The 19,669-nt window shown below is 73.1% G+C and carries 17 protein-coding genes; 10 read left to right on the forward strand and 7 right to left on the reverse strand.

Annotated elements, in window-relative coordinates; all coding sequences use genetic code 11:
• The first annotated feature begins 231 nt into the window (after positions 1 to 231).
• Both ABZ016_RS37095 and ABZ016_RS37100 read left to right on the forward strand, forming a co-directional pair.
• Positions 232 to 1,077, forward strand: a complete 846-nt coding sequence (locus ABZ016_RS37095; RefSeq protein WP_356921145.1) for a class I SAM-dependent methyltransferase — start codon at positions 232 to 234, stop codon at positions 1,075 to 1,077.
• 144 nt (positions 1,078 to 1,221) lie between these two features.
• Complete coding sequence (locus ABZ016_RS37100) at positions 1,222 to 3,615, forward strand: HAD-IC family P-type ATPase (RefSeq protein ID WP_356921146.1); 2,394 nt, start codon at positions 1,222 to 1,224, stop codon at positions 3,613 to 3,615.
• A gap of 55 nt (positions 3,616 to 3,670) precedes the next feature.
• Here ABZ016_RS37100 and ABZ016_RS37105 read toward each other — a convergent pair whose 3' ends face one another.
• From ABZ016_RS37105 to ABZ016_RS37115, 3 genes are all read right to left on the reverse strand, one after another.
• Positions 3,671 to 4,429: a calcium-binding protein gene (locus ABZ016_RS37105; RefSeq protein WP_356921147.1), complete on the reverse strand. Its 759-nt coding sequence runs from the start codon at positions 4,427 to 4,429 to the stop codon at positions 3,671 to 3,673.
• Positions 4,430 to 4,589: 160 nt separating this feature from the next.
• Positions 4,590 to 7,724, reverse strand: a complete 3,135-nt coding sequence (locus ABZ016_RS37110) for a molecular chaperone Hsp90 (protein ID WP_356921148.1) — start codon at positions 7,722 to 7,724, stop codon at positions 4,590 to 4,592.
• 78 nt (positions 7,725 to 7,802) lie between these two features.
• Positions 7,803 to 8,729 carry a DUF3027 domain-containing protein gene (locus tag ABZ016_RS37115; protein ID WP_356921149.1) on the reverse strand — a complete coding sequence of 309 codons (927 nt, stop codon included), beginning with the start codon at positions 8,727 to 8,729 and terminating at the stop codon, positions 7,803 to 7,805.
• Between the two features lie 252 nt (positions 8,730 to 8,981).
• Between ABZ016_RS37115 and ABZ016_RS37120 the strand changes: the two genes are divergently transcribed.
• The 4 genes from ABZ016_RS37120 (at position 8,982) to ABZ016_RS37135 (ending at position 12,513) form a co-directional block, all read left to right on the forward strand.
• Positions 8,982 to 10,412 carry an MFS transporter gene (locus ABZ016_RS37120; protein ID WP_356921200.1) on the forward strand — a complete coding sequence of 477 codons (1,431 nt, stop codon included), beginning with the start codon at positions 8,982 to 8,984 and terminating at the stop codon, positions 10,410 to 10,412.
• A gap of 76 nt (positions 10,413 to 10,488) precedes the next feature.
• Positions 10,489 to 10,986, forward strand: a complete 498-nt coding sequence (locus ABZ016_RS37125; RefSeq protein WP_356921150.1) for a DUF2771 domain-containing protein — start codon at positions 10,489 to 10,491, stop codon at positions 10,984 to 10,986.
• Between the two features lie 23 nt (positions 10,987 to 11,009).
• Positions 11,010 to 11,675: a futalosine hydrolase gene (locus ABZ016_RS37130; protein WP_356921151.1), complete on the forward strand. Its 666-nt coding sequence runs from the start codon at positions 11,010 to 11,012 to the stop codon at positions 11,673 to 11,675.
• Positions 11,665 to 12,513: a 1,4-dihydroxy-6-naphthoate synthase gene (locus tag ABZ016_RS37135; protein WP_356921152.1), complete on the forward strand. Its 849-nt coding sequence runs from the start codon at positions 11,665 to 11,667 to the stop codon at positions 12,511 to 12,513. Before ABZ016_RS37130 ends, ABZ016_RS37135 begins: the two co-directional genes overlap by 11 nt.
• A gap of 5 nt (positions 12,514 to 12,518) precedes the next feature.
• Here ABZ016_RS37135 and ABZ016_RS37140 read toward each other — a convergent pair whose 3' ends face one another.
• Positions 12,519 to 12,902 carry a cold-shock protein gene (locus tag ABZ016_RS37140; RefSeq protein ID WP_003991106.1) on the reverse strand — a complete coding sequence of 128 codons (384 nt, stop codon included), beginning with the start codon at positions 12,900 to 12,902 and terminating at the stop codon, positions 12,519 to 12,521.
• A 163-nt stretch (positions 12,903 to 13,065) separates the two neighbouring features.
• On the opposite strand from ABZ016_RS37140, the gene ABZ016_RS37145 reads away from it, so the two are divergent.
• Entirely contained in the window at positions 13,066 to 13,314 is a 249-nt protein-coding gene (locus ABZ016_RS37145; protein ID WP_356921153.1) for a hypothetical protein, read from the forward strand.
• On the opposite strand, the gene ABZ016_RS37150 is transcribed toward ABZ016_RS37145, so the two are convergent.
• On the reverse strand, positions 13,293 to 13,916 hold the full coding sequence (locus ABZ016_RS37150) for an HAD family hydrolase (protein WP_356921154.1): 624 nt from the start codon (positions 13,914 to 13,916) through the stop codon (positions 13,293 to 13,295). The two genes, ABZ016_RS37145 and ABZ016_RS37150, sit on opposite strands and share 22 nt — an antisense overlap.
• Positions 13,917 to 14,050: 134 nt before the next feature.
• Positions 14,051 to 15,073, reverse strand: a complete 1,023-nt coding sequence (locus tag ABZ016_RS37155; RefSeq protein WP_356921155.1) for a hypothetical protein — start codon at positions 15,071 to 15,073, stop codon at positions 14,051 to 14,053.
• 163 nt (positions 15,074 to 15,236) lie between these two features.
• On the opposite strand from ABZ016_RS37155, the gene ABZ016_RS37160 reads away from it, so the two are divergent.
• From ABZ016_RS37160 to ABZ016_RS37170, 3 genes are all read left to right on the forward strand, one after another.
• The gene (locus ABZ016_RS37160) at positions 15,237 to 17,774 is read left to right on the forward strand and encodes a helicase C-terminal domain-containing protein (protein ID WP_356921156.1); all 2,538 of its coding nucleotides are present in this window, start codon (positions 15,237 to 15,239) and stop codon (positions 17,772 to 17,774) included.
• 152 nt (positions 17,775 to 17,926) lie between these two features.
• Complete coding sequence (locus tag ABZ016_RS37165; RefSeq protein ID WP_356921157.1) at positions 17,927 to 18,058, forward strand: hypothetical protein; 132 nt, start codon at positions 17,927 to 17,929, stop codon at positions 18,056 to 18,058.
• 101 nt (positions 18,059 to 18,159) lie between these two features.
• Entirely contained in the window at positions 18,160 to 18,354 is a 195-nt protein-coding gene (locus tag ABZ016_RS37170; RefSeq protein WP_356921158.1) for a hypothetical protein, read from the forward strand.
• On the opposite strand, the gene istB is transcribed toward ABZ016_RS37170, so the two are convergent.
• The gene (istB, locus tag ABZ016_RS37175; RefSeq protein ID WP_356921159.1) at positions 18,332 to 19,567 is read right to left on the reverse strand and encodes an IS21-like element helper ATPase IstB; all 1,236 of its coding nucleotides are present in this window, start codon (positions 19,565 to 19,567) and stop codon (positions 18,332 to 18,334) included. The genes ABZ016_RS37170 and istB overlap by 23 nt on opposite strands.
• Positions 19,568 to 19,669 lie beyond the last annotated feature (102 nt).

The following is a 19,669-nucleotide window of genomic DNA, read 5'->3' on the forward strand; positions in this document are numbered from 1 at the left end:
GTCGGCGAGGCCGAGGGAGAGCATGATCTCGGTGGTGCCCTGGTGGAGGGACGTCAACGCCAGTGAGTCGGTGTGACACCCCATCGCGCCGTTCCGAGGACGGACACCCCCCGACGCGGCCCCGACCCACGACGAATCCGTAGGCACTACGCGCGCCCGCACCCGCACGCTCCGACAAGACACCCGCCCACACCCTCCCTACGCTCAAAAGGAAGCGGGAGGAGCGCAGCCATGACGACGCGGAACGGCGCGGTCGAGGCCGACCGGGCGCTGAAGGCGAAGCACCGGGCGATGTGGGCCCAGGGCGACTACCCGTCCCTGGCCGCCGAGGTCATCCCGGAACTCGGAGCGGTCCTGGTCGAGGCGTGCGGCGTGCGTTCCGGCCAACGGGTGCTGGACGTGGGCGCCGGCTCCGGCAATGCCGCGATCCCGGCGGCCCTGACCGGCGCGGACGTCATCGCCTCCGACCTGGCCCCGGAACTGTTCGAGGCCGGCAGGCCGGTCGCGGAGAAGGCGGGCGCCCACCTCACCTGGCAGGAGGCCGACGCCGAAGCCCTGCCGTTCGGCGACGCGGAGTTCGACACCGTGCTGTCCTGCGTCGGGGTCATGTTCGCCCCGCACCACCAGCGGGCCGCCGACGAACTCGCCCGGGTCTGCCGGCCGGGCGGCACCATCGGACTGCTGAACTGGACGCCCCAGGGCTTCATCGGCCGGATGTTCACCACGATGAAGCCGTACGCGCCACCGCCCCCACCGGGCGCGCTGCCGCCCCCGCTGTGGGGAGACGAGGACCATGTGCGCGCGCTCCTCGGAGACCGGGTCACGGACGTGCGCGCCGAACGCCGGACCGTCCGGGTCGAGCGCTTCGGGACGCCCGACGCGTTCCGCGACTACTTCAAGGAACGCTACGGACCCACGATCAGCGTCTACAAGAACATCGCCGGCGACCCCGAGCGCGTCGCCGCCCTGGACCGCGGCCTGGCGGACCTGGCGCGCGACAGCGACCTCGGGGCGGGCGGCGGACGGACCGTCCTGGAGTGGGAGTACCTGCTGTTCACCGCCCGCCGGACGGGCTGACGCCCCGGAGTGGCACCAGGGTCCGACGGTGATCCGGGGGCGTACAACCGCCGTACGACCAGGGCCCGGCGGCTCTCCTCCCCAGGTCGGATCTTCCGCGCATTCGGCAGGTGAGGCGGCAAATCCGCACGTACCGTCGAATGCATGACGCATCTCGACGCGGGTGCCCGGCTCGACTCCACGCGGCCGGGGGCGGTCACCTCGCGCGTGACCGGCCTGACCGGTGCTCAGGTCGCCGAACGGGTGGAGCGCGGACAGGTCAACGACGTGCCGGTGCGCAGCAGCCGCTCCACCGTCGACATCGTCCGCGCGAACGTCTTCACCCGCTTCAACGCGATCATCGGCGTGCTCTGGCTGATCATGCTGGTCGTCGCGCCGATCCAGGACAGCCTGTTCGGCTTCGTGATCCTCGCCAACACGGGCATCGGGATCGTCCAGGAGTGGCGGGCGAAGAAGACGCTGGACTCGCTCGCGCTGATCGGCGAGGCGCGGCCCACCGTCCGCCGGGACGGGACCTCCGGGCAGATCAGCACCTCCGAGATCGTCCTCGACGACCTGATCGAGATCGGGCCGGGCGACAAGGTCGTCGTCGACGGCGTCTGCGTCGAGGCCGACGGTCTGGAGATCGACGAGTCGCTGCTCACCGGCGAGGCCGACCCGGTCGTCAAGCGCCCCGGTGAGCAGGTGATGTCCGGCAGCTTCGTGGTGGCGGGCGCCGGGGCCTTCCAGGCCACGAAGGTCGGGCGGGAGGCGTACGCCGCGCAGCTCGCCGAGGAGGCGTCCCGGTTCACCCTGGTCCACTCCGAGCTGCGCTCGGGTATCTCCACGATCCTCAAGTACGTGACGTGGATGATGGTCCCGACCGCGATCGGCCTGATCATCAGCCAGCTGTTCGTGAAGGACAACCCCTTCAAGGACTCTGTGGCGCGGACGGTCGGCGGGATCGTCCCGATGGTCCCGGAGGGGCTGGTCCTGCTCACCTCCGTCGCCTTCGCCATCGGCGTGATCCGGCTGGGCCGCAAGCAGTGCCTCGTCCAGGAACTGCCCGCGATCGAGGGGCTGGCCCGGGTCGACACGGTCTGCCTGGACAAGACCGGCACCCTCACCGAGGGCGGCATGGACGTCACCGAGCTGCGGCCCCTCCAGGGCGCCGACGAGACGTACGTACGCAAGGTGCTCGGCGCCCTCGGCGAGTCGGACCCGCGGCCGAACGCCTCACTGCGGGCGATCATCGACAGCTACCCGGCCGTCGACGGCTGGCGCTGCACCCAGGCGCTGCCCTTCTCCTCGGCCCGCAAGTACAGCGGCGCCGCGTTCAGCGAGGGCGACGGGCAGAGCGGCAGCTGGCTGCTGGGCGCGCCGGACGTGCTGCTGCCCGGCGACGACCCGGCCCTCACCGAGACCGAGCGGCTGAACGAGCAGGGCCTGCGGGTGCTGCTGCTCGCCCGGGTCGACCGGGACCTCGAGGACCCCGAGGTGACCGAGGGGGCGCGGCCCACCGCCCTGGTCGTGCTGGAGCAGCGGCTGCGGCCGGACGCGGCCGACACGCTGCGCTACTTCGCCGACCAGGACGTGGCCGCCAAGGTCATCTCCGGCGACAACGCGGTGTCGGTCGGCGCGGTCGCCGCCAAGCTGGGGCTGGCCGGGACCGCCGTGGACGCCCGCGAGCTGCCCGCCGAGCGGGACGGGATGGCGCGGTCGCTCGACGACGGCACGGTCTTCGGCCGGGTCACGCCACAGCAGAAGCGGACCATGGTGGGCGCGTTGCAGTCGCGCGGGCACACGGTCGCGATGACGGGCGACGGCGTGAACGACGTCCTCGCCCTGAAGGACGCCGACATCGGCGTCGCGATGGGGTCCGGCTCGGAGGCGACCCGGGCGGTGGCGCAGATCGTGCTGCTGAACAACAGCTTCGCGACGCTGCCCTCGGTGGTGGCCGAGGGGCGCCGCGTCATCGGCAACATCACGCGGGTCGCGACGCTGTTCCTGGTGAAGACGGTCTACTCGGTGCTGCTGGCGGTCCTGGTGGTCTGCTCACAGGTCGAGTACCCGTTCCTGCCGCGCCACCTGACCCTGCTGTCCACGCTGACGATCGGTGTCCCGGCCTTCTTCCTCGCGCTCGCGCCCAACAAGGAGCGTGCGCGGCCGCATTTCGTGCGGCGGGTGATGCGGTACTCGATCCCGGGCGGGGTCGTGGCCGCGGTGGCGACCTTCGTGACGTATCTGATCGCCCGGGAGTACTACACGGGCCCGGGCGCCCTGGACGCGGAGACCAGCGTCGCGACGCTCACGCTGTTCCTCATCTCGATGTGGGTCCTGGCGATCGTCGCCCGCCCGTACACCTGGTGGCGGGTCGCCCTGGTCGCCGCCATGGGCGGGGCGTTCCTGGTGGTGCTGGTGGTGCCCTCGCTGCAGCACTTCTTCGCGTTGAAGCTGGTGGGGGTCACCATGCCGTGGGCGGGGGTGGGGGTTGCGGTGGTGGCGGCGGTCGCACTTGAGCTCGTGTGGAGGTGGGTGGACCGCCGCTCTTCCGGTTGAGTGCGGCGCCGTTGTGGCTGAGCGCGCAGTTCCCCGCGCCCCTAGCGGGGCGTCTTTACTGCACGTCGACGAAGTCGCCCGCGGCGTTGATCGCCGGAGTGGTGGTCGTGCCCGCGAAGGAGTAGCGGAAGTAGCCGTCCGTGGAGGCCGTGACCGTGGTCTTCAGCTCACCCGTCGAGTTGGACTTGATCGTCTTCAGCGTGGTGTAGGTGTCGGAGCCCTTCTTGCGGAACTGCAGCTTCACCGACTGGTTGGTGTAGCCGGCGTACTTGAGGGTCTCCCAGTTGGCGCGGGCCAGCTTGCCGGTGACCGTGATGGTCTTGCCCTTCTTCACGGGCTCGGGCGAGGCGTTGACCGTCAGCTGGGAAGCCCGCTGGAACTTGAAGGAACCGGCCTTCTCCTTCCACACGAAGTCGTCGTCCTTGGCGTCGACCCAGGCCTCGACGTACCAGGTGCCGGCGTTGGCGTTGCTGAGGAAGTCGACCTTCGGGTCCACCAGCACCGAGGCGGTGCAGGTGGAGGTGGTGGAGCTGACCGCCGTGCACGTCGGCCTGGACGTCGTGAAGAGGCCGAAGTCGGGGCCCTGCAGCGTGAACTCGTCGGCGCCCGCTATGCCCGAGTCGTCCTTCGCCGTCACGCTGACCTTGATGGTCTTCGCGACGGACGTACCCACGGACGCCGCGTTGTCGCCGTCGACGACGACCTTGGTGATCGTGGTGTCACCGGCCCCGCCGTCGGCCTGCGCGGCAGGCACGGCGAGGGCGGACAGGGCCAGGGCGCCGGTGACGGCGGCCACGGTGGCTCGAATGCGCATGCGTTCCCCAGGTGGAGAGGGGCCCCGGTGCTCGTCGTCGGCTCCAGGGGCCCAGGTGATCGTGGAGTCTGCTGACTCACGCGATCAGATCCGCCAGGGGGTGGAAAGGTTGTACGAGAGGTGAAGAATTCGTGTGGAGAAAAAATCACACGACCCTCCGTCAGTCGAACCACCGGTCCCGCGCCAGCTCCTCCGTCCGCGACGGATCCTCCAGCAGGGCCGCCACCTCGAACCGCCGCGGCCACTGCCCGGCCGCCCAGGCCAGACCCGCGGCGACGCCCTCCAGGGTGGCGGCGTGCAGGACGCCGTCGTCCGTCAGGCGCCAGTCGATCTCCACGCCGTCGACGACGAGTTCCTCGTGCTCGATGTAGGAGGACGGGGTCAGCCGGCCCAGGAGCACACGGACCGGCTCCGGTACGTCGTGCTCCACACCCTCGGACGTGACCTGCCCCGTCACCGACTCGCTCAGCCGCCGCACCTGGAACAGCTCGGCCAGGTCGGCGGCGCGGGAGGGGCGGACCGGGAGGAGGGGGACACCGGAGGTGAACGGCAGCAGGTCCGGGGAGTCGCACACGACGGCCTCCGCCGCGTCCACCACCTCGACGTGCCCGTCGATGACCGCGCGCAGGTCGTCCGGCAGGGTCACCTGCTCCGGGTCAAGCTCGGCCAACCCGCCGTACAGCGCGTGCAGCTGCGCGTCCGTCACCTCGCGCTCGGGGTCGGCGAGGCGGTCGAGGAGTTCGGCGGCCCCGCCGGGCTCGTCGAGCAGCGCGGCGACGGACGTCCGCACGCCCAGCGCCCGCAGCACCTGTTCGTCGTCGAAGCCGGTGGCGTCGGCCTCGTCGTAGAGGCCGCGCAGGAGGGGGTCGCCGCCCGCCGAGCGCAGGCCCGCGGGACGGCGGCCGTCGAGGACCGGGTTCCCGCGCAGCCACCAGGCGGTGTACGGGCGTACGGCCTCGTGCGTGCCGTCGTGCAGCAGGATCCGTACCGGCTGGACGATCGCGTCCCGCAGGGGCGGCTGCGACAGCAGGGCCAGGGCCTGGGGCCACTTGTCCTCGTCGACCAGGTCCAGATCGCGGACGGCGATGATCTCGGTGGCGACCGGGGGTACCGGGCTGTCCGGGAAACGGTCGAGGACGTCCTCCGCCCACACGTCGACCGCGTCGAGCAGGCCCGGGTCGTCGGGCTCCGCGAAGTCGCCCTCGCGGGGCTCCAGTTCGTCGGGGTCGAGGACGACATCGGTGGCCCGGACGAGCGCGAAGGTCACCAGCACCCCGCAGGCCGCCAGGGGCTGCTCGCCCCACTTGCCGGCCAGTTCGGCGTCCACCGCGGCCAGTTCGCCCTCGCGCATGACCTGGGCGAAGGGGCCGCCGGGGTAGACGAGTTCGCAGGCCGGGGCCGGTTCGCCGTCCTCGTCGGGCAGGGCGAGCGCACCGAGCCAGGGCTCGTCACCGGGCTCCAGGCCGGCGTCCCGCACCAGAGCGAGCACGGTGTCGGCCAGCTCCTCGGCGTCGAGCCCGTCCTCCTCCCAGTTCACGCCGCCCTCGTCGTCGAGCGACGCGGCGACGGCGGCCCGCACCTGCGGGGTGGTGAGGACGGCCCGCGGGGTCGCGGGCAGGGCGCCCAGCTTCTCCAGGATCGGGTGCGCGGCGTCCGGGTGCGCGACCTTCAGGCCGAGCCGGGCCAGCACCTCCGGGTCGATCCGGGCGGCCTCCGCGCTGGGCAGGAGCACCTGCCGGGGGCCGATCGTCGTACGGCCGTCCGCGAGCGGCACGGGCAGTCCCGACAGCCGGTCCGGGTCCACCCCGGCCAGGCTGTCGTAGAGCCGCCGCCACCAGCCGGGCTCCTTCTCCAGCCCGGCCAGCCGGTCGATCGCGTCGGTCAGCGGGACGCGTGCCACGCCCAGCGTGCGCAGCTCGGCGCGCCGTTCCAGCCCGGCGGGCAGCAGCGTGGGCAGCACCTCGGCGAGCACCCGCACGGTGTCCGCGCCCGCGCCCTCGACGATCTCGGCGTCCCGGGGACGCAGGGACTCCGGCAGTTCGTCATCACCCTCGTGGGCGGCCGGCGGGACGGCGGGCGGGAGGAACGATGTGCGGGGCAGCCGCTCCAGGATCGCCTGGCGCAGGGCGCCGTCCAGCTCGCCCTGGCCGAGCGGGCCGGGCACGAGGTCGACGAGTCCGGCGGTCACCGGCCGCCAGTCGCCGAGGAGTTCGGCGTACGCGTCGGCGGCGCGCCGGACCAGGAAGTCGGTCAGCGGGCCCGGGGCGGCGTGCCGGCGGGTGGAGTCCAGCGGGAAGGAGGCGATGAGCAGGGCCGGGACGCCGAGCGGCTCGTCGCTGGGGGTGGGGGCGTGCACGACCGGGCTGGTGCGGGGCCGGGCCGGGCTGCCGTCGGCGTCGACGGGCACGGCCCAGGTGACCGACCAGTGGGGGCGCAGCCGCTCCTCGACGGGCCGGCCGGCGAGCAGGTCCGGGGTGAGGGGGCCGCGCGCGGCGCAGGTGCGCCAGTGGGTGACGCCGCCGAGGGAGTCGTCGACGACCGTGAAGGGGCCGTCGGTGCGGCGGGAGACCGTCCGGGGGCTCTCGCCGTGGATCTCCACGACGACCTCTTCGAGGCCGGGAAGGGCGAGCAGCAGGGCGTCGTCCACGGCCCGCAGCAGGCGTTCGGCGAGGTCGGCGGCCGCGGTGTCGCGCAGGGGGAGGATGACGGCCGTGTCGTACGGGCCGGGCGCGGAGCCCTCGGCGGCGAACGGCAGCCGCAGCAGCGGCACGTGCCCGTCGCGCCGCCGGATCTCGTCTCCGAGCCCGGGGCTGTGCCGGGCGGTGTCGGCGGCCAGTTCCCGGGCCTCGGCGAGGGACCAGCGGACCCCGCCGTGCCGGCCGACGAGCGCGGGCTCGTCGGTGACGGCCAGGACGGCGGCGAACCCGACGCCGAAACGTCCTACGGCGTGCTCGCTCGTCTCGCGCTTCGCCGACGCCCGCAGGGTGGACAGCGACTCGACCCCGGCCGCGTCCAGCGGTGCCCCGGTGTTGGCGGCGACGAGAACGCCCTCCCGCAGGGTGAGCCGCAACCGCCCCGGCACTCCGGCCCGGGCCGCCGCGTCGGCGGCGTTCTGGGCGAGCTCGACGACGAGCCGGTCCCGGTAGCCGCCGAGGACGAGGTCCTCCTCGGCGTTGGCGTCCTCACGGAACCGGGCGGGGCTGGTGGCCCAGGCGTCGAGGACACCGCGCCGCAGGCGGGCCGTACCGAACGGGTCGGCCCCCTCGGCGGCGGGCCGCACGAACTTGCTGCTCACGTTCCGTTCCTTCTCCTCGTCGACGTGAGGACGAAGGTACCGCCTGCGGAGCGGGGGGTGTACGCCCGGCCGGGGTGACTAGGAGTGCCCCAGTTCCTCGCTGTCCTGGTCCGACGTCGCCGGCACCGAACCCGAGTCGGGTGCCGGGCGCAGGGGGAACGGGTCCACCCGCGTCTCGTCGATCACCGGCGGGGCCGGCTGCGGGGGCCGGGGCATGACCGCGGCCTCGGAGTGGCCGCCGCAGCCGTAGGACAGGGAGACGAGCCGGCCGTCGGCCGGGGAGAACTCGTTGGCGCAGACGCCGAAGGCCTGGCCCAGGGAGCCGCCGACGGGGACGAGGAAGCCGCAGGTGACGCACGCCGCGGGGGCCGACTGGGCCATGGGGGTCTTGGCGCCGAACGCCTCCTCCCAGCGATCGGCCGCGGTGTGCAGGCCGTAGCGGGAGAGCACCCGGGCGCGGCGCATGCCCAGTTCCTCCGCCACCGCCGCGATCGAGCCGCGGGACGGGGTGAAGGGAAGGCGGGCCGGCGGGCCGGAGGTGACGTCCGCGTCCTCCGCCTCCACCAGGTCGGCCATCTCGTGCGACACGGCCGAGTTCGGCGCCGGCTCGTCCTCGCCGGAGAAGCCCGGCTCCAGCCGGAGGTCCTCGGCGTCGGTGGGCAGCAGGTCACCCGGGCCCATGTCGCCCGGGCGCAGCCGCTCGCTCCACGGCACCCACTCGGGGGCGAGCACCGCGTCCGGGCCGGGCAGCAGCGCCGCCTCGTCCACCGTGACGATCTTCGCGCGGGACGCCCGGGCCACCGTCACGGCCCAGCGCCAGCCCCGGTACCCGAGCTCCCGGCACTCGAAGAAGTGCGTGACAACGCGGTCTCCCTCGGAGACCAGACCCACGTGCTCGCCGACCACACCGGGCGCGGCCGCCTCCTCGGCGGCGCCGCGCGCGAGGTCGACGGCCTCGGCGCACAGACGGTCAGGGGTGCGGCTTCGCGTTGTCGCTGCGCTCACAGGTATCGCTTCTCTCCATACGCCGTCTCACGAGTGCGCCACTCCCAGCGCCAGGGCGGACGGAGCGGACCGGAGGACCGCGTCGACGTCCTTCATCCATTCTGCGGGATGGCCGAGATACGCACGCTACCCTTCCGCCCCACTTCGCGTACACCGACGGTGCCATGACCCGACCAATCGGACAGTCACCCCACAGGCCCTATACAAGCGGTAATGGCACTACCCACAGCCTTCACGGGGCACTATGACGACGTGGCAGCCGCGAAGACGCCCCCGGGCGCCACCGGGACCGGTGGGTCGAAAGGGGTCAAGGGAAACAGCCGACTGAGCGGAACGGGCCGTCTGGGCGGCCCCCTCCGCAGAGTCGGCCGTGCCCTGCACTTCCCGGTGACCGGCACCGCCCGCGGCATCCGCAAGGCCACCCACGCCCACGGCGCCGGCGAGTCCGGCCTCGGCAAGCTGATCGAGCTGCACGGTGTGAACGGCGCCGGGGACATGATGATCACCGTCGCCCTCGCGTCGACCGTGTTCTTCTCCGTGCCGACCGACGAGGCCCGTGGCCGTGTCGCGCTGTACCTCGCCATCACCATGGCGCCCTTCACCCTCCTCGCGCCGGTGATCGGCCCCCTCCTCGACCGCGTCCCGCACGGCCGCCGCGCGGCGATGGCCTGCGCGATGCTCGCCCGGGCGCTGCTCGCGATCGTCCTGTCCGGCGCGGTCGTCAGCGGCAGCATCGAGCTGTACCCGGCGGCACTCGGCGTCCTCGTCGCCTCGAAGGCGTACGGGGTGGTCAGAAGCGCGGTCGTGCCCCGGCTGCTGCCGCCCGGCTTCTCCCTCGTGAAGGCCAACTCGCGCGTCACCCTGGGCGGGCTCCTCGCCACCGGCATCGCCGCGCCGGTCGGCGCCGGACTTCAGCAGATCGGGCCGCGCTGGCCCCTCTTCGGCGCCTTCGCGATCTTCGTGGCAGGGACGTTCCTGTCGTTCCGGCTGCCGCCGAAGGTCGACTCCGCCAAGGGCGAGGACCGAGCCCTGCTGGCCGCGGACGAAGAGCACCTGCACGGACCGCACCGCCGGCCCGTCAAACGCCCCGGGCTGCGCACGGTCGGCCCGGCGGTGACCCATGCCCTGGCCGTCAACGCCTCCATCCGCTGTCTCACCGGCTTCCTGATCTTCTTCCTGGCCTTCCTGCTCCGCGAGCACCCGATCTCCGGCCAGAGCGCGGCCGTGTCGCTGGCGACAGTCGGTGTCTCGGCGGGCGCGGGCAATGCGCTCGGCACGGCGGTCGGGGCCTGGCTGCGGTCCCGGGCTCCGGAGATCATCATCGTGACGGTGGTGGCGTGCGTGTTCGGCGTGGCGATCCTGGCGACGTTGTTCTTCGGTGCCGTCCTGGTGGCCGGCCTGGCCGCGATGGCCGGGTTCGCGCAGGCCCTGGCCAAGCTGTCCCTCGACGCGCTGATCCAGCGGGACGTGCCCGAGCTGGTCCGTACGTCGGCGTTCGCCCGTTCCGAGACGCTGCTGCAGATGTCGTGGGTGCTGGGCGGGGCGATCGGCATCGTGATGCCGCTCAACGGGACGGCCGGGCTGGCGGTGGGCGCCGCCATCGTCGGCGCGGGCTGGGTGACGACGGTGCGGGGGCTGATCGACTCGGCCCGGCGCGGTGGCACACGGACGCGGGTGGCGTAGCGCCCGTCCGACGGATCTCCGTCGGAGCCGTACCCCGCGTGGGCGGTCCGACCCGTGTGCCCGATAGCCTTCGCCCATGACCAGGTTGCCCCGCGGCGAAGCCGCTGATGGATTCCGTGCTGTGCGACGCCGCCGCGCCGTCGCCGCCGCCGGCGTCGTATCCGCCGGACTGCTCGTCCTGTCGGCCTGTGACAAGCCGACGCCGATCGCCACGGTCACCGTGGGTCAGGACTCGGTGAACTCAGAGGCCACCTGTGGCGGCGAGGGCGACACCCTGAAGCCGTCCGACCTCACGCAGTGCCTGAAGGACAAGGGCATCAAGACCATCTCGGTCGACCCGGACGAGACCGTGCGCTTCGGTGTCGACCCGGAGATCGCCGACAAGGGCTGGACGATCCTGATGAACGGTCAGCCGCTGACCGACGCCAGCACGAAGACGTACCGCACCATCCCGGGCAGCGTGTTCTTCAACGCGCAGTACGGGGCGCAGGGCAACTCGACGCTGGTGTCCATCAAGGAGGGCGAGAAGGACACCTCGGGCCTCTGGAACTTCAAGCTCAAGAAGGACGCCTGATCGCTGCCGCTGAGCTGGGCCGGGTGCTGGTCGCCACCGCTGTTCCCGTGGAGCGGGACGCGGTGGCCCGGGCCCTTGCCCACGGCGGCGGCGGTAGTGCCGTCGACGTGATCGCCGCCGGTGTCGGGCCCGGTCTCGCCGCCGCCGCCACCGCCTCTGTCCTCACCGCGGCCGCCTTCCGGGGCAGCCCCTACGGCCTCGTCGTCTCCGCCGGGATCGGCGGGGGATTCCTGCCCGACGCGCCTGTGGGGACGCTCGTCGTCGCCGACGAGATCGTCGCGGCCGATCTCGGGGCCGAGACCGAGGACGGTTTCCTGTCGGTCACCGAGCTCGGTTTCGGGACCGTCAGGCATCAGCCGCCCGGTGACCTCGTTCGGTCGGCCGCCGAGGCGGCCGGAGCCCCGAGCGGCGCCGTACTCACCGTGTCGACCGTGACGGGGACCGCGGCCCGCGCCGCCGTGCTCCGCGAGCGGCACCCCACCGCGCTCGCCGAGGCCATGGAGGGGTTCGGGGTCGCCGAGGCCGCCGTCGCGCAGGGGGTGCCCGTGCTGGAGGTCCGGGCGATCTCCAATCCCGTCGGGCCGCGGGATCGTGCCGCGTGGCGCATCGGGGACGCCCTGGCCGCTTTGACCGAGGGTTTCGGGAAGCTCGTGCCCGTACTGGAGAGTTGGAACCGGCATGACAGTTGAGCAGCTGCAGATCGCGTACTCCCCCTGCCCGAACGACACCTTCGTCTTCGACGCCCTGGCGCACGGCCGCGTCCCCGGCGCCCCCGCGCTGGACGTGACCTTCGCCGACATCGACATCACCAACGGCATGGCAGAGCGCGGCGAGTTCGACGTGCTGAAGGTGTCGTACGCGGTGCTGCCGTACGTCCTCGACGACTACGCGCTGCTGCCCTGCGGAGGTGCGCTGGGGCGGGGCTGCGGGCCGCTGGTGCTGACGCGGGAGGCGGACGTCGACCTTGCGGGCCGTACCGTCGCCGTGCCCAGTGAGAAGTCCACCGCGTACCTGCTGTTCCGGCTGTGGGCCGCGGACACCGTGGACGGCGGGGTCGGCGAGATCGTCGTCATGCCGTTCCACGAGATCATGCCGGCCGTGCGGGACGGGAAGGTCGACGCGGGGCTCGTCATCCACGAGGCGCGGTTCACGTACCGGAACTACGGGCTGCACAAGCTCGCGGACATGGGCGAGCACTGGGAGGACACCACCGGGCTGCCCATCCCGCTGGGCGCGATCATCGCCAAGCGGTCGCTGGGCGAGCAGAAGCTGCGGCTCCTCGCCGACTCCGTCCGGACGTCCGTACGGGCCGCCTGGGACGACCCCGAGGTGTCCCGCCCGTACGTCATGGAACACGCCCAGGAGATGGACCCGGCCGTCGCCGACCAGCACATCGGGCTGTACGTCAACGAGTTCACCGCCGACCTCGGCGAGGACGGCTACGCCGCCGTACGCGGGCTGCTGACCCGTGCGGCGGCCGAGGGACTGGTACCGCCCCTCGGCCCGAACGGGCTCCGTTTCCCGTAGCCGGCCTACACGTCCAGCTGGTCGGCGACCGCGCGCAGCAGGCCGGCGATCTTCTTGCCGGCGGTCTTCTCGGGGTAGCGGCCCCGCTCCAGCATCGGCGTGATGTTCTCCAGGAGCGTCGTCAGGTCCTGGACGATGGAGGCCAGCTCGTCCGGCTTCTTGCGGGTCGCGGCGGCCACCGACGGGGTCGGGTCCAGGATCGCCAGGGACAGCGCCTGGTCGCCGCGCTGTCCGGCGACGACCCCGAACTCCACCCGCTGGCCCGGCTTGAGCGTCTCGACTCCGGCGGGGAGGACCGAGGAATGGACGAAGACGTCACCGCCGTCGTCGCGGGAGAGAAAGCCGAAGCCCTTCTCGCTGTTGAACCACTTGACCTTGCCGGTAGGCACGTCTGTCCTCGTCCTCGTACTCGTCGGAAAACTGCTTCTGAAACGGCTCTTGATAGCACTCGGGCGGGTCGTACGGACCCGCCGGTACCAAGGCTAATGCTCTTGCAGCCGGTGACAAGACGTCACCCGGTTGTTCCTTCGCGCTGGGAACTACCCTGGTCGGGTGCGTGACAAAACCCAAACGAATTCCGCCGCTCCCGGTGACCGTCTGGTCCGTGCCGGCGCCGTCGTGTTCTTCATCGGTGCCGTGGCCACACTGGTCACGGTCGCCCCTCTGTTCCTCGGGACGACGCCCTTTCCGACGTACATGTTCGGATTGAGCATGCTCATGGCAGTCGGATTCCTGTTGGCCGGCGCGGGAGTACTCCGTTCCGTGGCAGCCGGCCGGCGTCAGGCGCGTGCGGGACGGTAGTCCGAAAACCAGCCGGGGAATTCGGTCAGGTCCGTGAGAACGACGTCCGCGCCCGCCGCACGCAGTTCCTCCGGCGGGCAGGGGCCGGTGGCGACCCCGACCGACAGCGCGCCGGCCGTCCGGGCGCCGCGTACGTCTCCGACGTGGTCGCCGACGTAGACGCCCGCGTCGTGCTCGCGCAGCGCCTCCGCCTTCTGCTCGGCCCACAGGTCGCCGATGACCGCGTCGGGTTCGATGCCGAGGTGGGCCAGGTGCAGTTTGGCGTTGGGCTCGTACTTGGCGGTGACGACTATCGCGCGTCCGCCGGCCTCTCGTACGGCCGCTATGGCTTCCCGGGCGCCGGGCAGGGCCGGGGTCTCGGCGATGGCGATGGTCGGGTACATCTCCCGGTACACGTCGGCCACGGTCGCGACCTCCTCCTCCGGGAACCAGTTGATCAGCTCCTCGGCCAGGGGCGGCCCGAGCCGCGTGACCGCCAGGTCGGCGTCGATGTAGGTCCCCGTCCGCTCGGACAGTGCCTGGTAGCAGGCGCGGATGCCGGGGCGGGAGTCGATGAGGGTCATGTCGAGGTCGAAGCCGACGGTGATTGCCATATGGGCCATTGTGCCCGGCACCGATCCCACCTAGCTGCGGGCATACGTGCCGCCAAGGGCGGCACGGGTGGGCGCAGCGGCACCCCGCACCGCCGGGCTGCGCAACGCCCCGGCCTCAGCGACAACGCCCCGCCGCCAAGTAGTCATCGCTGCCGCTGGGACCGCCACACCAGGAACAGTGCTGACGCCACCGCCGCCCCCCGCACCACCCACGGCCACGTCTCCGCCACCGCCGCGTTCACATGCCCCTCGGCGATCGGGGCGCCCCAGCGATCGTTCATCCTGCCCCAGATCCAGACCAGCCCCCCCACCACGGCGAGGCCCGGCAGGATCACGACCGCCCACTTCGTCTCCGCCTGGGTCAGACGGCGGGAGGCGTACGCGATGAGCCAGCCGAGGAGCAGGACGAACCAGTTGCCGAGGACTGCTCCCGCGACGAGGAGACCCGCGGCGACGAGCAGGAGGGGGTTGCTCCAGCCGCCGGCCGGGAGACCCGGGAGGCGGCGGCGCCGGGGGCCGGCCGCATCGGCCGCCTCGACGACCAGGGCGGGCTCCTTCTCCGCCTCCTTCTCCGTCTCCGTCCCCGCCTTTCGCTGCGGCGGCGGCTTCAGCAGGTCCGGCAGCTCCACACCGCCCACGAACCCCGGCACGTCGTCGCCCACGCCGAACGAGCTGCTGTCCACCCGCCACCAGTCCGGCTGGACCACGCTGTCCCCGAGTTCGTTCCCGGCGGCCAGGTGCGGCGGGGCCGCGCCCTCGGAGGCGGCGGGGTGGGGTTCCCCGGCGGACCGCTCCGGGCGGGGACGCGGTACGACGCGCCGCAGCACCCCCTTCGGGCGCTCACCGCGCTCCTCCTCCGCCACGCGCGGCTCCCGGTCGCGCTGCGCGGGGACGGCGGCGGAGACGCCCTCCGGGGCACCGGCGGCCGTCGTGCCGGCGCTGCCCGCGGCCGCCGTGACGACCTCGTCGGGGCTGCCGATGCGGGACAGGAGGCGGCGGACGGCGGCGGGCGAGTCGACGGTGGCCTTCGCACGGCGCCGGTCGATCTCCTCGCGCAGATCGGCGACCAGGCGCATGCGGGTGGCCGACGACAACTGCCGCTGCTGGGCCACGTCGCCGACGCGGCTCAGATACTCGTAAACGACCTGGTCGCTCTCAATCCCCACGAAGTCCCCTCCGGGGCGTGTGCGTTGGCTGACGCCGTCGGACGACGGTACCGCGAGTGCGGGCGGGTGGCACAAAAGCCCCGACCCCGCCCCCGCACCGTCCCGGCGCCCGGCCGCGCGCAGTCGGCTCACCCGCCGGAGGCGACCCGCTAACGTGGACCGGATGAGCACCGAGGACAGGCCGCCGGCCCCCCGTTCCCTCGCGGAAGCACTCCGCGGGCGGGACGACGTGTCGCTGGGCAGGCTCCTGCGCAGCAGGCCGGATCTCATCACGCCCGTGCCGACCGACCTCACGCAGCTCGCGACCCGGGCCGGCACCCGCGCCTCGGTCGTGCGGGCCCTGGAACGGCTGGACCGGTTCGCGCTCCAGACGGCGGAGGCCCTGGCCGTGGCGGCGGACCCGGCGACCTACGACGAGCTGCTCGGGCTCATGGCCGGGGACGAGGCAGACCCGGCCGTCGTCGTTGCCCTGCCGCACGCCCTGGACACCCTGCGCGAGCAGGCCCTGGTGTGGGGCGGCGACGACCGGCTGCGGCTGGTCCGTACCGCCCGTGAGCTGCTGGCTCCCACTCCGCAGCACCCCTCGCCGACGGGTCTGGGCCCGACGGTCCAGGAGGCGACGGCCGGGATGTCGCCGGGGCGGATCCAGGAGATCGTCGCGGCCGCCGGGCTGCCCTCGACCCATGACTCAGTCTCCGCGGTGACCGCCCTCTCCGGCCTGTTCACGGACCGGAAGCGGATGGACCGGCTGCTCGCCAAGGCCCCGGCGGACTCCCTGGAGGTGCTGGAGCGCCTGGTGTGGGGGCCGCCGTACGGCCAGGTCACGCCCGACCCGGCGCCCCGGCTGCGCTGGCTGCTGGACCGGGGACTGCTGCTGCCGACGGCGCCCGGGACGGTCGTGCTGCCGCGTGAGGTCGCCCTGCATCTGCGGCGTGGGCTGGCGCACCGGGCGCCCGAGCCGGTGCCGCCGGTGGTCGAGGCCGCCGCCGTTCATCGTCCACAGGTTGTGGACAGCACCGCGGCCGGGCAGGCGTACACCGCGCTCGCGACCGTCGAGGAGCTGCTGAAGGACTGGGACGAGGGCGGCCCGGCGGTGCTGCGGGCCGGTGGGCTGAGCGTGCGGGACCTGAAGCGGACCTCCGTCGCGCTGGACACGTCCGAGCCGGTCGCCGCGTTCTGGGTGGAACTGGCGTACGCGGCGGGCCTGATCGCCTCGGACGGGGAGACCGACGAGCGGTACGCGGCGACCCCGGAGTACGACGAGTGGCGGGAGCTGCCCCCCGCCGAACGCTGGTCGCGGCTGGCCACGGCATGGCTCGCGGCGACCCGGACGGCCGGGCTGGTGGGCGGGCGGGACGCGAAGGACCGCACGTTGTCGGCGCTCGGGCCGGGCCTGGACCGTTCTGCGGCGCCCGAGGTTCGGCACCGGGTGCTGTGGCTGCTGGCCGGGTTGCCGGAGGGTGCCGCGCCGGACACCGGGTCGGTGCTGGCCCGGCTGCGCTGGGAGCGGCCGCTGCGGGGCGACCGGCGCGAGGACGACCTGCGCGGCCGGCTCGCCGAGTGGGCGCTGTCCGAGGCGGAGCTGCTGGGGGTCACCGGCCGGGGCGCGCTGTCGGCGCACGGCCGGGCCCTGCTGGGCGCCCCGGCGGCGCCGTCCGGCCCCGGGGCGGAGCCCTCCGGTCCCGGTGACAAGCTCCCCGTGCACCACCACCGGCCGGCCCCGCCGCGTGCCCGGCTCTCCCCGGCCGAGCAGGCCGTCGCCTCCGCCGCCGCGGTCCGGCTCCTCACGCCCCTGCTGCCCGAACCGCTGGACCACGTGCTGCTCCAGGCCGATCTGACGGCGGTCGCGCCCGGCCCGCTGGAGAAGCACCTCGCCGACATGCTCGGGGTGCTCGCGGACGTCGAGTCCAAGGGCGGGGCGACCGTCTACCGGTTCACGCCCGGCTCGGTGCGGCGCGCCCTCGACGCCGGGCAGGCCGCCTCCGACCTGCACGCCTTCCTCGCCGCGCACTCCCGTACGCCGGTGCCGCAGCCGCTCGCCTACCTGATCGACGACGTGGCCCGCAGGCACGGGCAGCTGCGGGTGGGCGCGGCCTCGGCGTATGTGCGCTGCGACGACGACGCCGTGCTCAGCGAGATCCTCGCGGACAAGCGGGCCGCCACTCTGGGGCTGCGCCGGCTCGCTCCGACCGTGCTGGCCGCGCAGGCCGACCCGGCGGGGCTGCTGGAGGGGCTCCGCGCGATGGGGTTCGCGCCGGCCGCCGAGTCCGCCGAGGGCGATGTGCTGATCACCCGTGCCCTCGCCCATCGCACCCCGCCCCGCAGCGCGCCCGAGCCGGTCCCGGACGGCCCGCCGGTCCCCGACGACACCCTGCTCGCGGCGGCGCTGCGCGCCATCCGGGCCGGTGACCTCGCCTCCACCACCCCGCGCAAGCCCGGCACGGCGCCGACAGGCAACGGGGAACTGCCCCGCACCGGTTCCGCGGAGACCCTCGCCACCATGCAGGCCGCCGTCCTGACCGGCGAGGCCCTGTGGATCGGCTACGTCAACGCCGAGGGCACCGCCAGCCAGCGGGTCATCGCCCCGGTCCGCGTGGAGGGCGGATTCGTCACGGCGTACGACCACACGGCGGACGAGGTCCGTACGTATCCGCTGCACCGGATCACGGGGGTCGCGGAGCTCGCGGACGACGCGGGCTGAGCTCACTCGTTCGGGTGCACACCGGCGTTCATGCACGCCACGCCGGGGAGTTCCCACCCTTGGGCGACCTTTCCGGGCGGGTCGCATCGCGCCTGGTGCCCGGGGGCAGCCACCGGGTGTCCCTGTGAGCGCTGCCGAAAGGAAGTCCCAGCATGCGTGCTGCCCGTCGAGTCGCCGCCGTCCTGGCCACCGCCGCCCTGATGATGTTCGGCGGACTCGCCACCCCGGCCGCGGCGATCGGCATCGATGCCGCCGGTCTCGTCATCGAGACGCCGCAGATCTGATCCGCCTCCGCGCACCCGTCGGGGCCGGTCCCCGCGTTCCGGGCCGGCCCGCGGTGCGGGCGCCCCTCACCGCTCCGTACGTGAAAGGGCCTGTCGTCCCCATGCGTGAAACGCTCCCCGCCGTCGCTCTCCTCGCCGTCGCCCTCGTGGCCGTGCTCGCGCCCTCCGCCGCCGCTGCCGCACCGCCCGCGCTCCCGCTGCCCCTTCCGGGCGCCGGACCGGAGTCCCTGGTCACGGAGGGGGTCTCCGTCGAGGGCCCGCTGATCAACAACGTCACTCTGCCCATGCCGAGGTAGTGCGCCGCGTCCGGTAGCTGTCGCCGTCGAGCCGGACGAGTTCGGCGTGATGGGCGAGGCGGTCCGTCATCGCCGGGGCGGACGCGCCGAAGACCTCGTCCCAGCGGCCGAGCGGACGGTCGCTGGTGACGATCAGCGAGGCCCGCTCGTAGCGGTGCGCGACCAGCTGGAAGAACAGGCCGGCCGTCGCCGCGTCGAAGGGCGTGTAGCCGACCTCGTCGACGATCAGCAGGGGGTGCGCGTCGAGAGCGGCCAGTTCCTCGTCGAGCCGGCCCGCGGCCCGGGCTTCGGACAGCCGGGCGGCCCACTCGGCCGCCGTCGCGAACAGCACCCGGTGCCCGGCCTGGCAGGCCCGTAGTCCCAGGCCGATGGCCAGGTGGGTCTTGCCGGTGCCGGGCGGGCCGACGAACACCACGTTGCGCCGGGCGGCGACGAAGTCCGCCTTGCCGAGCCGGGCCACGGTCTCGCGGTCGAAGCCCCGGGGGTGCTGCTGGTCGAAGTCCTCCAGCAGCTTGCGGGCCGGGAAGCCGGCCGCGCGGATCCGGGCCTCGGCGTCGGCGTCCCGCGCGAGTGGTTCGGCCTGGCGCGGGGCGGGCAGCGTGACGGCCGGGGCCTCGGGCTTCGGCTCCTCGGGTGCGTGGACGGCCGGGGTGCGCTCGCCGGGAGCGCGACCGGCCGCCGCACGGTCGGCGTGTCCGCGATCGCTCTGCGCGGCCATCGGCCCCGACATGTACGCGAGGATCGCGGCCGAGACGATGAACGCCATGTGGATCACCGTCCCCCACAGCAGTGCGTGGTGGGAGGTGTGGTGGACGTCCACGAACATCTGGAGCAGGTGGACCGAGGAGATCCCCACGATCGCGGTGGCGAGCTTGACCTTCAGCACGTTGGAGTTGACGTGCGAGAGCCATTCGGGCTGGTCGCGGTGGCCCTGGAGGCCGATGCGCGAGACGAAGGTCTCGTAGCCGCCGACGATCACCATGATCAGCAGGTTGGCGATCATGACGACGTCGACCAGCTTGAGCACCGCGAGCATCACGTACGTCTCGGTGGCGTGCCCGCTCACGCACATCAGGATTAAGGTCCACAGCTCCTTGAAGAACTTGTAGACGTAGACGCCCTGGGCGGCCACCAGCCCGAAGTACAGCGGGGCCTGGAGCCAGCGGGTGGCGAACAGGGCGTATCCGAGCGTGGTGGTCGGCGTGTTCTGCACGGTTCGCCATTCTTCGGGGCCGCGAGGGAAAAACTGAATTCACACCACACGTTGGGATGAAAAGGCATTCAGTAGGACTGCATCCGATTCGCCGGCCGCGCA

Origin of the sequence: Streptomyces sp. NPDC006372 (assembly GCF_040612515.1) — a bacterium.
Lineage (GTDB): Bacteria > Actinomycetota > Actinomycetes > Streptomycetales > Streptomycetaceae > Streptomyces.

What these genes read in the sequence shown, in the direction of transcription:
- ABZ016_RS37095 (WP_356921145.1), top strand. Translation starts at nt 232, where the DNA reads ATGACGACGCGGAACGGCGCGGTCGAGGCCGACCGGGCGCTGAAGGCG.
- ABZ016_RS37100 (WP_356921146.1), top strand. Translation starts at nt 1,222, where the DNA reads ATGACGCATCTCGACGCGGGTGCCCGGCTCGACTCCACGCGGCCGGGG.
- ABZ016_RS37105 (WP_356921147.1), bottom strand. Translation starts at nt 4,429, where the DNA reads ATGCGCATTCGAGCCACCGTGGCCGCCGTCACCGGCGCCCTGGCCCTG.
- ABZ016_RS37125 (WP_356921150.1), top strand. Translation starts at nt 10,489, where the DNA reads ATGACCAGGTTGCCCCGCGGCGAAGCCGCTGATGGATTCCGTGCTGTG.
- ABZ016_RS37135 (WP_356921152.1), top strand. Translation starts at nt 11,665, where the DNA reads ATGACAGTTGAGCAGCTGCAGATCGCGTACTCCCCCTGCCCGAACGAC.
- ABZ016_RS37150 (WP_356921154.1), bottom strand. Translation starts at nt 13,916, where the DNA reads ATGGCCCATATGGCAATCACCGTCGGCTTCGACCTCGACATGACCCTC.
- ABZ016_RS37160 (WP_356921156.1), top strand. Translation starts at nt 15,237, where the DNA reads ATGAGCACCGAGGACAGGCCGCCGGCCCCCCGTTCCCTCGCGGAAGCA.
- ABZ016_RS37165 (WP_356921157.1), top strand. Translation starts at nt 17,927, where the DNA reads ATGCGTGCTGCCCGTCGAGTCGCCGCCGTCCTGGCCACCGCCGCCCTG.
- ABZ016_RS37170 (WP_356921158.1), top strand. Translation starts at nt 18,160, where the DNA reads ATGCGTGAAACGCTCCCCGCCGTCGCTCTCCTCGCCGTCGCCCTCGTG.